This window comes from Streptomyces sp. NPDC058525, assembly GCF_042719495.1.
Lineage (GTDB): Bacteria > Actinomycetota > Actinomycetes > Streptomycetales > Streptomycetaceae > Streptomyces.
Window position 1 is genome coordinate 253,776 of the sequence record NZ_JBHXNP010000001.1, and the last position, 13,909, is coordinate 267,684.

11 protein-coding genes and 2 pseudogenes are annotated in these 13,909 nt (G+C 73.3%); 9 read left to right on the plus strand and 4 right to left on the minus strand.

From position 1 onward, the window contains the following. Positions 1 to 152: 152 nt before the first annotated feature. On the plus strand, positions 153 to 824 hold the full coding sequence (locus ACFWP3_RS01225) for a SigE family RNA polymerase sigma factor (protein ID WP_384215339.1): 672 nt from the start codon (positions 153 to 155) through the stop codon (positions 822 to 824). Further along, a complete protein-coding gene (locus ACFWP3_RS01230; protein ID WP_384215321.1) occupies positions 821 to 1,891 on the plus strand; it encodes a hypothetical protein in 1,071 nt (356 codons plus the stop codon). The genes ACFWP3_RS01225 and ACFWP3_RS01230 overlap by 4 nt, the downstream gene beginning before the upstream one ends. A gap of 61 nt (positions 1,892 to 1,952) precedes the next feature. On the opposite strand, the gene ACFWP3_RS01235 is transcribed toward ACFWP3_RS01230, so the two are convergent. Both ACFWP3_RS01235 and ACFWP3_RS01240 read right to left on the minus strand, forming a co-directional pair. Next, the gene (locus tag ACFWP3_RS01235) at positions 1,953 to 2,747 is read right to left on the minus strand and encodes an SURF1 family protein (protein WP_384215322.1); all 795 of its coding nucleotides are present in this window, start codon (positions 2,745 to 2,747) and stop codon (positions 1,953 to 1,955) included. A gap of 34 nt (positions 2,748 to 2,781) precedes the next feature. Then, complete coding sequence (locus ACFWP3_RS01240) at positions 2,782 to 4,557, minus strand: prolyl oligopeptidase family serine peptidase (RefSeq protein ID WP_384215340.1); 1,776 nt, start codon at positions 4,555 to 4,557, stop codon at positions 2,782 to 2,784. Positions 4,558 to 4,766: 209 nt separating this feature from the next. On the opposite strand from ACFWP3_RS01240, the gene ACFWP3_RS01245 reads away from it, so the two are divergent. The 3 genes from ACFWP3_RS01245 to ACFWP3_RS01255 all read left to right on the plus strand — a co-directional run bounded on the left by ACFWP3_RS01245 (position 4,767) and on the right by ACFWP3_RS01255 (position 6,879). Then, positions 4,767 to 4,934, plus strand: a complete 168-nt coding sequence (locus ACFWP3_RS01245) for a hypothetical protein (RefSeq protein ID WP_167739578.1) — start codon at positions 4,767 to 4,769, stop codon at positions 4,932 to 4,934. A 67-nt stretch (positions 4,935 to 5,001) separates the two neighbouring features. After that, a complete protein-coding gene (codA, locus tag ACFWP3_RS01250; protein WP_384215323.1) occupies positions 5,002 to 6,306 on the plus strand; it encodes a cytosine deaminase in 1,305 nt (434 codons plus the stop codon). Between the two features lie 39 nt (positions 6,307 to 6,345). Further along, a complete protein-coding gene (locus ACFWP3_RS01255) occupies positions 6,346 to 6,879 on the plus strand; it encodes a DUF5956 family protein (protein WP_384215324.1) in 534 nt (177 codons plus the stop codon). A gap of 368 nt (positions 6,880 to 7,247) precedes the next feature. Here the strand turns inward: ACFWP3_RS01255 and ACFWP3_RS01260 are convergent, their stop codons facing one another. Next, positions 7,248 to 7,694, minus strand: coding sequence for a hypothetical protein (locus tag ACFWP3_RS01260; RefSeq protein WP_384215325.1), 447 nt, complete (start codon positions 7,692 to 7,694; stop codon positions 7,248 to 7,250). Positions 7,695 to 7,859: 165 nt separating this feature from the next. On the opposite strand from ACFWP3_RS01260, the gene ACFWP3_RS01265 reads away from it, so the two are divergent. Then, the gene (locus ACFWP3_RS01265) at positions 7,860 to 9,335 is read left to right on the plus strand and encodes an NB-ARC domain-containing protein (protein ID WP_384215326.1); all 1,476 of its coding nucleotides are present in this window, start codon (positions 7,860 to 7,862) and stop codon (positions 9,333 to 9,335) included. Next, positions 9,323 to 9,952, plus strand: a complete 630-nt coding sequence (locus tag ACFWP3_RS01270; protein WP_384215327.1) for a hypothetical protein — start codon at positions 9,323 to 9,325, stop codon at positions 9,950 to 9,952. Before ACFWP3_RS01265 ends, ACFWP3_RS01270 begins: the two co-directional genes overlap by 13 nt. Here the strand turns inward: ACFWP3_RS01270 and ACFWP3_RS01275 are convergent. Then, entirely contained in the window at positions 9,940 to 11,640 is a 1,701-nt protein-coding gene (locus ACFWP3_RS01275) for a translation initiation factor 2 (RefSeq protein ID WP_384215341.1), read from the minus strand. The two genes, ACFWP3_RS01270 and ACFWP3_RS01275, sit on opposite strands and share 13 nt — an antisense overlap. Before the next feature lie 152 nt (positions 11,641 to 11,792). Here ACFWP3_RS01275 and ACFWP3_RS01280 point away from each other — a divergent pair. Beyond that, positions 11,793 to 12,662: pseudogene (locus ACFWP3_RS01280) on the plus strand (NB-ARC domain-containing protein); the annotation flags it as partial. 1,096 nt (positions 12,663 to 13,758) lie between these two features. After that, positions 13,759 to 13,909 (plus strand): annotated as a pseudogene (locus tag ACFWP3_RS01285) (DNA-3-methyladenine glycosylase); the annotation flags it as partial.

Sequence of the window (13,909 nt, forward strand, 5' to 3'; positions counted from 1 at the left end):
ATGAGGGCAATGGGGATATTGCTGTGGCGGCTGCCTCGCGCGTACAACCCTGACGGGGGGACGCGTGTCCTACAGGCGTGGCAGAGGCAGTGCTCGAACTGGCCGTCCTACCGGCGCGCAGCGGGTTCATCCCGTCGCGCCGGGGCTCCCGCATGCCCGGCGGCGGTTTTCCTGTGATCGTTCCCGTCCCGCCGGCCGGGCCGTCCGAGGTGCCCGTCCGGGACGCCGTACCGACCCGGGGCGGCCGCGTGCCCTCGCCGCGCGACAGCGCTGAGGCGGGCGAGACGCCCGCGGGGGCGGAGGCCGGGGCCGTGACCGAGGTGGTGGCGGGCACCACCGTCGACCACCTCACGGAGACCTACCAGGCGCACTACCGCTCGCTCCTCGGTCTCGCCGCGCTGCTCCTCGACGACACGGCGTCCTGCGAGGACGTGGTCCAGGAGGCGTTCATCCGCGTGCACTCGGCCCGCAACCGGGTCCGTGACCGCGAGAAGACGCTGGCGTACCTGCGCCAGACCGTCGTGAACCTCTCCCGGTCCGCCCTGCGCCGGCGCATCCTCGGCCTCAAGCTGCTGTCCAAGCCGATGCCGGACATGGCGAGCGCCGAGGAAGGCGCCTACGACCAGCTGGAGCGGGACGATCTGATCAAGGCGATGCGCGGACTGCAGCGCCGCCAGCGAGAGGTGCTCGTGCTGCGTTACTTCGCGGACATGACCGAAGCCCAGGTCGCGGAGACGCTCGGGGTGTCACTCGGCTCGGTGAAGGCGTACGGATCGCGGGGCATTGCCGCGCTGCGGGTGGCGATGGAGGCTGCGCAGTCATGATGGACGACCACACGGCGCCCGGCGGCGCGAGCGAGGAAGAGAAGCTGCGGGGCCTGCTGCACGGGGCCGTCGAGGGCCTCGAACCCGCCGACGGCGCGCTGGAGCGGCTGCGGTACGCCGTCCCCGCCCGCCGGACCCTCAAGCGGCAGGCCTTCGTCGGGGCCGCGGCCGTCGCCCTGCTCGCCGGAACCGCCATCCCGGCCGCCCTGCACATGACGGCCGGCGAGGGCACCACCACCACCGACCGCTCCGCGATGGCCGGGCACGGGGCGGAGTCCGGCGGGAAATCGGGCTCCGCGTCCTCCGACCCGCACCAGAACGGATCGGGCAGCCAGCCCAGGGCCACCCGCTCCGGCGGCGGCGCGCCCGACGCGGGCGGCACCAGCGGGCAGCCGGACCCGAAGGCCAGCGGCTCCCCGGCCGGCGGACTGACGGCCGGCCCCTCGAACAGCGGCACCGACCCCGGCACGGTCGTGGGCACCGGGAACGGCCCGCAGCCGCCGGCGTCCGCACCGGGTGTGCCCGGGTGCGGGTCCGAGCAGCTGGGCGTGGTGGGCTCGGCCCGCACCCCGGAGGCCGACGGCAAGATCTACGGCAGTTTCAAGGTCACCAACGTCTCCGCGCAGGGCTGTCTCGTCACCGGCCCGGACACGGTGACGGCCGCCGCCGCGGCCGGCGCACCGACCGGCCCGGGCGGCGGGGTCGCCGTGGTCGGCCACACGGCCGGGGACCCGGCGAGCGGGCTGCTGCCCGATCCGTCGGCGGAGGCGCCGCTGCTGGTGCTTCAGCCGAACGCTGCGTACGAGGTCCGCTTCGCCTGGGTGCCGTCGGCGGAGCCCTGTCCCGCGGCGAGCCAGGACGCGGGGGCCAAGCCGCCGCAGGGCCAGTCCGCCGATAAGCCCGCCGCCGACCCGGAGACGGGGACCACGCCCCCGGCGGCGCCGGGCGTCGCGGTGTCCCACACGCCCCCGTCGGGCGCCCCGGTCACCCGGACGACGATCCCCGAGGCCTGCGGGGGAACGGTCTACCGCACGGGAGCGATCCCGGTCGAGGCGCCGAAGCCGTAAGGGCCCCTCGCCGACCGGGCCGGGTCCAGCGTGGTCAGAGCGGTCAGAGCGGTCAGAGTGGTCAGACCCGCTCGGCCGCCGGCGTCTGCGGCTGCGCGGGGGCCTCGGGCAGCAGGCCCGCCTCCGCGTCCCGGAGGGTCTCCAGCTCGCGGCGGTAGAGGCGGAACCACATGAAGAGCACGAAGGCGACGAAGACGAACCACTCGCCGGTGTAGCCGAGGTTCTGGAAGGCCTTCAGGTCGAGCCCGGTGTTGTTCGGTGCCGCGGCGGGCACCGGGGTCATGCCGTCCGACGGGGTCTGCACGGTCAGCCAGGCGTCGTACAGGTCGTACGGGACGATGTTGACCAGCGAGGCCGCCCCGATCACACCCAGCTGACCGGCCGGCAGGCCGCCCTGGGAGTGGACCCCCTTGGTGCCGGAGTTCTCCGAGGCCTGGAGCGCGCCCGTGACCTCGACGCGGCCGGTCGGCGCCGCCGGGGCCTTCGCCGGATCGGCCGTCCCCGGCAGCCAGCCCCGGACCACCGGGACGGCCTTGCCGGAGTCCGTCTTCAGCAGGGTCAGCACGTAGAAGCCGGTCGCTCCGTCCAGCCGCCTTTCGGGGACCAGCAGTTGGTCCCCGTACTCCCCGGCAGTGGAAGCCAGCCGTCCGGAGGTCTTCTTGTCCACCGGGAGCAGCGAGTCCAGCGGCGCCGCCGTCTGGTCGGCGGGCCGCGCGGAGGTCGCCTCGCGGTGGCTGTCGACGCGGTCCTCGAACCGGCCGAGCTGCCAGGACCCCATGAACAGGCAGAAGGGGACGGCGAGCGCGACGAAGACGTTGATCCCCCACCAGCGCGGGGTCAGGAGAAACCGGTGCACCCCACCACCGTACGGGGGGTGCACCGGCGCGGGTCTAGCGGGGCAGGTGCTTGAGCGCGAAGTCCAGCTCCATGTGGACCTGCTTGATGCGCTCCTCGACGACCAGCGAGCCGTGCCCGGCGTCGTAGCGGTACACCTCGTGCACCGCGCCGCGCGCCGCCAGCCGGTCGACGTAGTTCTCGATCTGCTTGATCGGGCAGCGCGGGTCGTTGAGGCCCGCCGCGACGTAGACCGGAGCCGTCACCGCGTCGACGTACGTCAGCGGCGAGGAGGCCTCGAAGCGGTCCGGCACCTCCTCCGGCGTCCCGCCGAAGAGGGTGCGGTCCAGGGACTTCAGCGCCTCCATCTCGTCGTGGTAGGCCGTCACGTAGTCGGCGACCGGTACGGAGGCCAGGCCCACCGCCCAGGCATCGGGCTGCGTGCCGAGGCCCAGCAGGGTCAGGTAGCCGCCCCAGGAGCCGCCCGAGAGCACCAGCCGGGCCGGGTCCGCCAGGCCGGAGGACACCGCCCACTCGCGGACCGCCGCGATGTCCTCCAGCTCGATCAGGCCGACGCGGTGCTTGAGGGCGTCCGTCCAGGCGCGGCCGTAGCCGGTCGAGCCGCGGTAGTTGACCCGGACGACCGCGAAGCCGTGGTCCAGCCAGGCCGCCGGGGTCGCCGCGAAGGAGTCGCTGTCGTGCCAGGTGGGGCCGCCGTGGATCTCGAAGACCGTCGGGAAGGGGCCGTCGCCCTGCCCGGCCGGGCGCTGCGCGAGCGCGTGGATGCGACCGCCGGGGCCCTCCACCCACACGTCCTCCACCGGCACCGAGCCGGGCGCCCGGAAGCCGGGCGGGTCCAGGACGGTCGAGCCCGAGGTGGACCGTACGGCCGAGGGCTCGGCCGCCGAAGACCACTGGTACTCCACCGTTCCGTCGGGCCGCGCCGTGGCCCCCGACACCGTCCCCGGCGGCGTGTCCACGCGTACGAGCTCCCGCGCGGCCAGGTCGTAGCGCCAGAGCTCGCTGCGCGCCTCGAACTCGTGCGCGATCAGCAGGGCGGAGCCGTCCGGATACCACTCGGCGCTGACATCGCCCGGCAGGTCGATCGCGAGCTCCTCCTCGGTGCCGGCGGCCACGTCCCACACCATCGGCTCCCACCGGCCGCGCCGCTGGTGGCCGACCAGGAGCCGGGTGTCGCCGGCGACCGGCGCGAAGCCGAGCACGTCCAGGCCCAGGTCCTCGGTGCCGCCCCGGGAGTCGTCCAGCTCGGCGACGGGGGAGCCGTCGAGGGTGATCACGCGCAGCGCGGAGTGCATGGCGTCACCGTGCTCGGTGTGCTCGACGGCGACGAGGGTCCCGTCGTGGGACAGGTCGCCGACCCCGGCCGATTCGCGGTGCCGGTAGATCACTGCGGGTGCGCTGCCGTCCGGCCGCCACACGTGGATCGTCGTGCCGTCCTCGTCGGTGGAGCGGCCCACGACGGCCGTGCCGTCACGGCCGATCGCCAGACCGGAGGGGTAGGAGGGCTCCAGTCCGGGCGTGGCCGGCTCGTCGGGGCCGCCCGCGAAGGGCTGGCGCACCCAGGTGCCGAACTCGTCGCCGTCGGTGTCGGAGAACCACCAGATCCACTCGCCGTCGGGGGAGAGGGTGCCGTCGGTGGTGCCGTTGGGGCGGTCGGTGGCCTGGCGCTGGGTGCCCGTCGCGCGGTCCCAGGCGTAGAGCTCGAAGGTGCCGGTCGCGTTGGAGACGAAGAGCGAGCGGTCCGGAGCGTCCTCGGCCCACTCGGGCAGCCCGACGCGCGGCGCCCGGAACCGCTTCTCCCAGGCGGGCATCTCGGCGGCGGGGGTCGCGCCGCCGGCCGCGCCGGGGGCCGTGCTCGTGCTCTCGCCGGTGTTCTCGCCGGTGTTCTCGCCGGTGGTCAGATCGGTGTCGCTGGTCATGCCCCCCATTCTTGCCGCACGCCGCGCCGGGATGCCGACTGCTCCGGACGGGCGCACAGTGGAACCCGTACGCGTGTTCCGTGCCCCGAGGAGGAGTGATCATGGCCAAGAAGGCTCGCACCGGACACCACGGCCACCAGGATTCCGAGCGCGCACTGGCGAAGAACACCGCGGCCGAGGCGCGCGCCAAGGCCGCCGTCCGAGACGTGCAGTCGCTCTCCGCGAAGACGCGGGGCATGCAGCAGAAGGCTCAGGCCAAGCGCGGCTGAGTCCGGCACCCGGTCACCGGCCCGCGCCCTCCCACGGGGGAGCGGGCCGCGTGCGTACGCTGACCGCATGCGGATGATCGTCCGGGGTGCCCGGCTGCTGCACGCTCACGGCCCGTCCGACGGCCTCTGCGACGTGGAGGTCGCCGAGGACGGGCGGATCGCGCGGGTGATCCCGTACGACGACCAGAAGGAGCCGCCCGCCACCGGAACCCTCATCGAGGCCCACGGCTCGCTGCTCACCGCCCCCTTCGTCGAGCCGCACATCCACCTTGACACCGCCCTGACGGCCGGGCAGCCGCGCCCCAACGCCTCCGGCACCCTCTGGGAGGGCATCGCCTGCTGGAGCGAACGCAAGCGGACCCTGACCCGCGAGGACGTCGTCGCCCGGGCCACCGCGGTACTGCGCTGGCAGGCGGCGCAGGGCGTGCTGCACGTGCGGACCCACTGCGACGTCACCGACCCGGCGCTCACCGCCCTCGACGCGCTCCTCGAGGTCCGCGACCGGGTCCGGGACGTCATGACCCTGCAGATCGTGGCCTTCCCGCAGGAGGGCATCGTCTCCTTCCCGGACGGCGGGGCACTGCTGCGCGAGGCCGTGGCGCGCGGAGCGGACGTGGTCGGCGCCATCCCGCACTTCGAGGACACCCGCGAGGACGGGGTCGCCTCGCTGCACACCGCCTTCGCGCTGGCCGAGGAGCACGGGCTGCGGGTGGACGCGCACTGCGACGAGATCGACGACGAGCAGTCCCGCTTCGTCGAGGTACTGGCCGCCCTCGCGCTGCGCTCGGGCCTGCGCGAGCGCGCCACGGCCTCCCACACGACGGCCATGGGCTCCTACAACGGCGCCTACAGCTTCAAACTCCAGCGGCTGCTGTCGCGTTCGGGCATCAACCTGGTCTCCAACCCGTTCGCCAACCTCAACCTCCAGGGCCGCTTCGACGGCTATCCCAAGCGCCGCGGCCTCACCCAGGTCAAGGAGATGCTGGCGGCGGGGGTCAACGTGGCCTTCGGCCACGACGACGTCATGGACCCCTGGAACGCGCTCGGCACCGGCAACCCGCTCCAGACCGCCCTGGTCGGCCTGTACGCCGCCCAGCTGACCGGCGCGGACGAGATCCCGCTGGCCTTCTCGATGGTGACGGACCGTGCGGCGCGGGTCCTGGGCCTGCCGGACACCGAGTACGGCATCAGGGAGGGCGCCCCCGCCTCCTTCGTCCTGCTCCCGGCCCCGACGCCCGAGGAGGCGATCCGCCGCCAGGTCCGGCCCCGGTACGTCGTCTCGCACGGCACCGTCCTGGCCCGGACCCCGCCCGCCCCGACCGTGCTCAGCTGGCCGGGCGAGCCGCCGGCGGAGGTCGACTTCAGCGTGTGAGAACCGGGTTCGCGGGGCCGCGCCGGATAGCGTGCCCGCATGTCGTGGGACGAGGACGGAACACCGCACCCGCTCGCACTGCGCCGCACCGGCCGCAGCGACCTGGAACCGGACCGGCTGCCGGAGGTACGGGAGCTGGAGGTGCTCGGCTGGGAGCCCGCGCCCGAGGAACTGCGCTGGGCCTTCCTCCCGTACGTCTGGCCCCCGGCGGCCCGCACCTGGATCCCGGACCGCTCCACGCACTGGGCGGTGGAGACCTCGCTGGACGGCCACGGCCACATCACCGGGGTCGAATGCGCGCCGCTCCCCGACACCGACCTGCACGGCCTCGACGGCGAGACCGACACCGCCCTCGCCGCCCTCGGCCTGCCGCCCCGCCCCGGCGGCCGCCTCTGGCTGCTCCGCCCGGTCGGCCCCTTCCCCACCCTGGCGGAGCTCCTGACCCACCTCGACGCGACGGCCGCGGCGCGGGGGACGGAGCCCGGTCCCTCCCCGGAGTTCCTCACCCTGGTACGCACGGAACTCGCCGGACTTGCCGAACTCGCCGGTCCCCGCGCGCTCGACGAGGAGTAGCGGCCGGAGGGAAGCGGAACCCGAGGGCTCCCGCGTCTTCGAGGACCGGGTGTCGATGCGGAGCGGGGTGGCCGTGCTGTGTCGCACTGAACCGCTGGGTTCCGTGGGAAAGCGGTGGGCGCCGATCGTGTCTCCGCTGTCGCGCCGACTGAGAGGAGCGTCCGCATGACCGTTCAACCGCTGGAGGGTCGGCGTGTGGACATGCGGTCGGTGAGACGGTGCAGGTCCGTCCGCACCCCGTGATCAGGGAGGCGGCACTCCACGAGGTGTCCTTGGATTGCGGCTACGGACCTCCGCCGCCGTTCTGCTTGACCCGCGCCTGTGGGACACCTCGACGGCTCGGTCTCGGCCCGGGCTTTCGAGAGCCGTTACCGATCGGTCCTCTCGTGGGAGGCGGCGGTGCGCGTCATGTTGAAGGTGAGGGCGGAGATGTCCCGGCTCTGGACCACGGTGGCACCGCTTTCGACATTGCCGCCGATGCTGTTGTGTACGTCGCCGCCCGAAGAACCGGCCTGAGCCCGCTGCCACCACTCGTCCAACTGGGCGCGGAACTCGCCGTCCAAGGCCGCTCGTACGCCGAGGGCGGTGGCCAGTGCCTGGGCACGCATCGGGTCGGCCGGCTCTCCCTCCAGCGCGGCGACTTCGAGTTCGCCGGAGCTGATCAGGGGCGTCTCGCTGCCGTCCGTCCCCTGTGTCGCGGCACGCCCGAACGGTCGCCGCACCAGTGCGGTGAGTCCTTGCCACGCGTGGCGTCCCGCTTCGCCGCCGAGTCCGCCTGCCAGCGCTGCGAGGGCTGCTGCGGTGATCGGGTCCATGCTGGGGCTCCCTCGTTCGCTGCGTCGGGGCGACGGATCCCCTCAACCTTAGGTCGACCGTCCCGCCGACGGAGGAGTTTCGGTACGTCGGGTCTGGCCTCCGAGGCCCACCGTGGCCGATGTGTTCACGTCGTCATGTCATGCCTGTGCCACTACTGTTGGCCCATGGCCGAGGAGACGCGGAACAGTCTGGACGGGCGCGCGGAGGCCGTCGTCCAAGCAGGGCGCATCGGGGAGTTTCACCAGCACTGGCACGGGGCGGCAGCCCCGGTACGGTTCGTACCCTTCCAAATCCCGCCGGCGTTGGCCAGGTTCGAGGACAGGACCGACGAGCAGGAGCGCATCTCCCGCGCGGTCGAGGAGCATCCAGCGCACCGTGGGCCCCTGGTCGTCGCCCTGACCGGGATCGGAGGTATCGGCAAGACGGCACTCGGGTTCCACGTGGCCCGGGGGCTCGCCGACAGGTACCCGGACGGTGTGCTCTACGTGGACCTCGACGATCTGCGCCGGGACGGTGTCGTCGAGGTCTCGGACGCCGTCGGAGAACTCCTGACCGGCTTGGGGGTGCTGCCGGAGTGGCTGGAGAAGTCCTTCGGCGGCCGTACCAAACAGCTCTGGACCAGCACGCGGGAAAAGCGGCTCGTCGTGGTCGTCGACAACGCGCGCGTCGGGGCGGAGGTGATCCCGCTCTTGCCGGCCTCGGACCGCAGCCTGGTGATTGTCACCAGTCACGGTGCTTTGTACGACCTCGAGGGCACCGCGGCGGTCGAGGTGCCGGTGGGTCCCCTCTCGGCGGAACACGCGGTGCGGCTGCTGGGACACCTCGTGGACGACCCGCGGCTGACCGCGGAGCCGGCTGCCGCGGTCGACCTGGCGCGGGGTTGCGGCGGTCTGCCGGCGGCGATTCGGGTGGCAGGCCAGTGGGTGCGCAAGTACCGCAGGCGCAGCCTGTCCCGGCTCGTCGCGGAATTGACGTCCGAGCTGCACACGAGGGGCATTCCCATGGTCGAAGCCGTGTGGGACGCCGCGTACGGGGCCCTGTCATCGGAGGGGGCGCGTCTGTACCGCCTGTTGCCCCAGCATCCGGGCCCCGTCATCGAGGAGCCGGTCGCCGCTGTGCTGCTCGGCTGCGGTCCTGGCCTCGCGGGGGACGCCCTGGAGGAGCTGGAGCACGCGGGACTGCTGGACGGCCGGCCTGAGGGCTGGCGCATGCACGGCCTCTTGCGCGGACATGCCGACCGCATGGCCCGGCAGCAGGATCCGGGTGGGGTGGAGCGGGTCGGGGCCCGCCGGTCACTGGTCGTCTGGTACAGGCGGCAGGCCGGCCGCGCGGACCTGCTGGCGGCCGGGGCCCGCATGACCTTCGCCAGGATCCCCGAGCCTGCGCCCGGAGACGTTCCGGACATCGGGTTCACCGGAAAGCCGGAAGCGTTGCGCTGGTTGGAATCCCAGCGCCATGCCTTGTTCGGGTGCGTCCGGATGGCCTTCGAGGACGGTCAGTACGAGGATGCCTGGGCCCTGTGCGAGCCGCTGTGGACCCACTTCCTCGACCACCCGACTATGCGGACGTCACTGACGCGTTCCGTACGGGTGTCGCGGCCGCCGACCGTATGGAGTACCTCCCGGCCATGGTCCGGATGAGGTGCCAGCTGGCCCGCCCGTTGTGGGAACAGGGGCTGTACGAGGAGGCGGCCGAACACCTGCGCCACGCCCTCAACGCCGCGGAGGCGCTGGGCGGGTCGGTGCCGGAGCGCAAGCTGACGGCCTCGACGGTGGAGTTCCGCGGCCTGCTGAAGGCCGAGGCCGGCGACTGGACCGGCGCGGCCGCGGAGTTCGAGGCGTCGAAGGCGATCCATGAGGAGATCGGCAACGAGTACGGCGTGCTGCTGCAGACCTATCTACTGGGGCGGACGTCGCTGCGGAGCGGGCAGTACCAGGAGGCGGTCGCGCTTCTCCGCTGTGCCCACGACATGGCCTGTGACCAGGAGCGGGAACGCATGACCGCACGGACGGGCTTCGAGCTGGGCCGCGCCCTACGGTTGAGCGGTCGTCCGGAGGAGGCCGACCCTCTGGTCAGGGCCGCGCTCGAGGGTGCCCGGAGGCGTGGTTCCCGCACCGAAGAGGTCCGAGTCCTGGAGGAGCTTGCCGAACTCGCGGACACGCGCGGCGAAGCAGAGGCGGCCGAGGTTCACCGCTCGGCGGCACGTCTCATCGCGCTCGAATGCGGAGCGGCTGCCTCCGAGGGTCAGAACTCGTAGTCGACGTCATCGGCGTCCGCGTGGGTCAGGTGGACGCGGACGCTGATCGGGCCCGTGTCGCACAGCAGCGACACGGGCAGGGCGTGCGCGGCGTTGCGACTCAGCCAGGCGTGCACGGCCGACGCCACGGCCGCCGGGTCGGCGTAGGAGACCCGGCCGGCCTCGTGGTGCGGCTCCACGCGGAGGCTGATGAGTCCGGCGGTACGGTGCCTGAGCAGGCAGCGCCGACGTGTCAGGATGGCGCCGGCCGTCCGGCAGCCCGGCGCCTCCGCCAGTACGAGGGCCGTCCAGCCACCCGCCGTCCAAGCGGTCGCATGGGCGTGCGAGGAGCCGTCGGCGGCCCTGCGCCACAGGACGGCCGCGCTCTGCGTCTCGCGCGGTCCGGAGCCGGGGTACTCGGCGGCCAGGTGGTGCACGGACTTCTGGGTGTGGAGGGGAAAGCGCTCCACGGCGATCCGGTCACCTGACACCTCGGCCCGCACCGCGAAGGCCCGTGGCCGATCGGGGACGGTGGTGGGCGAGGGGAACGCGGTGGCTGCCAGCGGGCCGGTCGGCGGGCGCAGCCCGAGAAGCCGGTAGAGGTGCCGCCGAAGCAAGGGCAGCGCTTGGCCGCGGAGGGAGAAAGCGCCCGAGGCCGGACCGTGCGGATCCATGGCCAGGGCAGCCTGGAGGGCGTCCGGTAGATCCACGGCGGCCGGAAGACGCGGAGCGGCGGCCAGCAGCCGCGCCATCGGGCTGTCGGGGAGCAGCTCGTGCCCGCCGTCGTACGCGTCGATGACCGGGTGGCCGAGGGCGGCGGCATAGAGGGCGGTGGAGCCGTGATCGGTGACCACGGCATCCGCCGCGACCAGCAGCGCGGCCCACTCCTCGTAGGGCCGGGGGAGGACGAGGCCGGCCCCGAGGGCCGGAGCGAGCCCTCGGGACAGGTCGAACCTCCCGGTGCTGCTGTGCTCGTTCGGGTGAAGGATCAGGGCGACTTGAAAGGAGTCGTGCGGCAGGAGCGTACAGAGGTCGCCGGGCAGGTCGGGACGTCGGGCCAGCAGGCCTTCGGGTCCCCATGTGGACGCGAGGACGATCAGTGTGCGCGGCCCCGTGCCGAGGGAGTCCCGGAATTCCGCCCGGTGCGGTGCGGAGACCAGGAGCCGGTCCAGCGTCGGATCACCGACCACGACAGCACGGGGCGCGGTTGCCGGGCTGTTGTACTTCGCCAGCCGCCTCACCTGCTCGTCGTGCGCGAGGGCGTGCAGGTCGGCCACGGGCTCGCCCTCGGACAGCAGGTAGTGGGGATCGAGACCCGAAGGGACGCCGGCCGAGCCGTCGCCGACGATCGCCTTGTTGAAGCCGGCTCCGTGCGGGAGCAGCGCCCGGGGGCCCTCCAAGCGGCGGAGCGCCCCTTTCGGGCTCGCAGCCAAGATCAGGTCATGTCTGGTGCGAACGGCCTCGTCCCATGCGAGCGTGCGGGCACCGGCGCGGTCCAGGGCCGAAAGAGCGTCCATGTCGAAGTCCGAGCCCGGGATCAGGGTGAACCGGGTGGTGATGCGCCGGTCGCCGTCGAAGACGGGCAGCACGTCGAGGAGGCGGTGCAGGGCACCCGCCGAACGCACGGCGACGAGCACGGCCCGCTGCCCGCTGCCCGCTGCCCGCTGCCCGCTGCCCGGCAAATTGTCAATTCTACCGGGACTGGGCATCTGGTGGGGCGCGGACCGGAAGGGTGGTTCAGGGACGTCGCGGGGAGCCTGGTGTGGCATGTTCCTGATCGTAGCGGGCTCGGAACCCCTCCCTCCTCGTCGTGGGTCCAGTACGGTGACTACGGGCTGGAGATCCCGAGAGGCGGTGGTTCATGGGCGCGCAAGACGGTTCGGAACGCCCGGAGCGGCCCGGCATCACGAATGACCTCTCCGGCAGCGTGCAAGGGCAGCTCGCCCAGGTCGGTGTCGTCCACGGGGGCATCACCTTCAACTACCAAGCGGAACAGGAGGCGGCGCCGGACCGGCACCCCGACCAGGTCCCGCGACCGCCGCGCGGCTTCGTCAACCGCCGGCAGCCGCTCGCCGAGCTCGACGGCTTACTCGCGTACGGGGACTCCGCCGGCTGCCCGATCGGCGTCTTCAGCGGGCTCCCCGGGATCGGCAAGACGGCCGCCGCCTGCCAGTGGGCCCACACCAACAAGCCGCGCTTCCCGAGCGGACAGATCTTCATCGACTTCGCGGGTCTGCGTGCCGGCACCGGTGCGGACGTCTCCGAAGCCCTCGCCATCTGCCTGCGCGCCCTCGGCGTGCGCGACCAGTACCTTCCCGCGGGACTCGCCGACCGTACGGCCCTCTACCGGGACCTGTCCGCCAAGCAGCGGATGCTGGTGGTACTGGACGACGTGACGCATCCGGCACAGGTGAAAGCCCTCGTCCCGCAAGGGCCGGGCAGTGCCGTAGTGGCGACCAGCACATGGCGCCTCGGTGAGCTCGTGCTCGACGGTGCCGCCCTGTTCCAGCTCGAAGCCCTCGGAACCGACAGCTCACTGGAGCTGCTGTCGGTCCTCTGCGGTCCCCGGCGGATCGCCGACGAAGCCGACGCCGCGGCCCGGTTGGCCGACCTCTGCGGCGGCCTGCCCCTCGCCCTGCGCATCTGCGGTGCGCGGTTGCTCACACAGCGCCGCCTCACGATCGGCGCGCTGGTCACCGAACTCTTCGACGAGCAGCGCCGCCTCAGTCGCATCGCCGTGTCCTCAGCCCACGAGGAGCGCACCGTGTCCGCAGCCCTCGAACTCGCCTACCGGAACCTCCCCGAGTCCGCTGCCCGCATGTACCGGGTCCTCGGCCTGCTGCCCGGCCTGAGCTTCGACGCCGCCGTCGCCGCGGCGGCAGCCGGGCCGGGCACCGCGGACCGGGTCCAGGAGGCGCTGGACGTACTGGAGGCCGCGAGCATGCTCGCCGTGACGGACGGCGGCAGATACACCCTGCACGGTCTGGTCCGGCTGCATGCCCGGGACACCGCCCGCGCCCTTGACCCACCCGACGCGGAACGCGACACGGTCCGTCGGGTGGCCGGCCACTACCTCGCGCTGACCCTCGCAGCGGATCTCGCGGTCCGGGCCGACCGGCTCCGGATCGTCCAACTCGCTGGTGACGTTGGCGCGCCAGGCCCCGGCGCCGTCGGGCCGTTCGACGGGGGGACCGACCCGGGCCGCGACGCCATCCGCTGGCTGGAGGCCGAACGCGTCAACATCCTCGCCGTGCTCCGGGCGGCGGCCGCCTTCGGACTGGACCGCACCGTGTGGCAGACGGCCGAGGTGTTCACCGTCCTCTTCCTCCACCACCGGCACCTAGCGGACTGGCGGGAGTCCCTCGAACTGGGCGCCGAAGCGGCCCGGCGCGACGGCAACCCGGCCGCCGAGGCCCGGCTGCGCAGTCTGCTCTCCCGGCCGTTGCTCGACCTGGGCCGGGACGAGGCGGCCAAGGTGCAACTCGACCTGGCAGAGCAGCGCGCCGTGGAATCGGGGCACCTGGTGCTCCAGGCCTCGGTCCAGGAGTTCCTCGGCCGCTACTGGGACGGGCACGACCCGGCCCGGGCGGTGGAGGCGTACCGTACGTCGCTCGCCCTCAACGCCGAGGCCGGGGAGGAGCGCGGTGAGGCCCTGGCCCGCCATTTCCTGGGCTGCGCGCACAGCGCGGCCGGCAACCACGCCGCGGCGCTGACCGCTCTCGCCCGGGCCCGGGAGGCGTTCCTCTCCCTGGGCGACGGGCGGATGGCGGCGCGGTCGCTGGCCGACACCGGCAGGGTCCTGGCCCGCACGGGTGCGCCCGCGGAGGCGTGGGGGGGGGGCGGGGCCCGCCCCCGGGCTCGGCTACGCCACGGGGCTGGTCCCCGCCCAGCTCCGCGCCCCGCCCGCCCCCGGCCCGCTGGCCCTGGCGCGGGCGCAGCGCGCGCAGACCGCCCGCCTGCTCATCGAGACCTCGGCGC

Coding starts and splice junctions, on each gene's coding strand:
- ACFWP3_RS01225 (WP_384215339.1), top strand. CDS start 153: ATGCCCGGCGGCGGTTTTCCTGTGATCGTTCCCGTCCCGCCGGCCGGG.
- ACFWP3_RS01230 (WP_384215321.1), top strand. CDS start 821: ATGATGGACGACCACACGGCGCCCGGCGGCGCGAGCGAGGAAGAGAAG.
- ACFWP3_RS01240 (WP_384215340.1), bottom strand. CDS start 4,557: ATGCCCGCCTGGGAGAAGCGGTTCCGGGCGCCGCGCGTCGGGCTGCCC.
- ACFWP3_RS01245 (WP_167739578.1), top strand. CDS start 4,767: ATGGCCAAGAAGGCTCGCACCGGACACCACGGCCACCAGGATTCCGAG.
- codA (WP_384215323.1), top strand. CDS start 5,002: ATGCGGATGATCGTCCGGGGTGCCCGGCTGCTGCACGCTCACGGCCCG.
- ACFWP3_RS01255 (WP_384215324.1), top strand. CDS start 6,346: ATGTCGTGGGACGAGGACGGAACACCGCACCCGCTCGCACTGCGCCGC.
- ACFWP3_RS01260 (WP_384215325.1), bottom strand. CDS start 7,694: ATGGACCCGATCACCGCAGCAGCCCTCGCAGCGCTGGCAGGCGGACTC.
- ACFWP3_RS01265 (WP_384215326.1), top strand. CDS start 7,860: ATGGCCGAGGAGACGCGGAACAGTCTGGACGGGCGCGCGGAGGCCGTC.
- ACFWP3_RS01270 (WP_384215327.1), top strand. CDS start 9,323: ATGGTCCGGATGAGGTGCCAGCTGGCCCGCCCGTTGTGGGAACAGGGG.
- ACFWP3_RS01275 (WP_384215341.1), bottom strand. CDS start 11,640: ATGCCCAGTCCCGGTAGAATTGACAATTTGCCGGGCAGCGGGCAGCGG.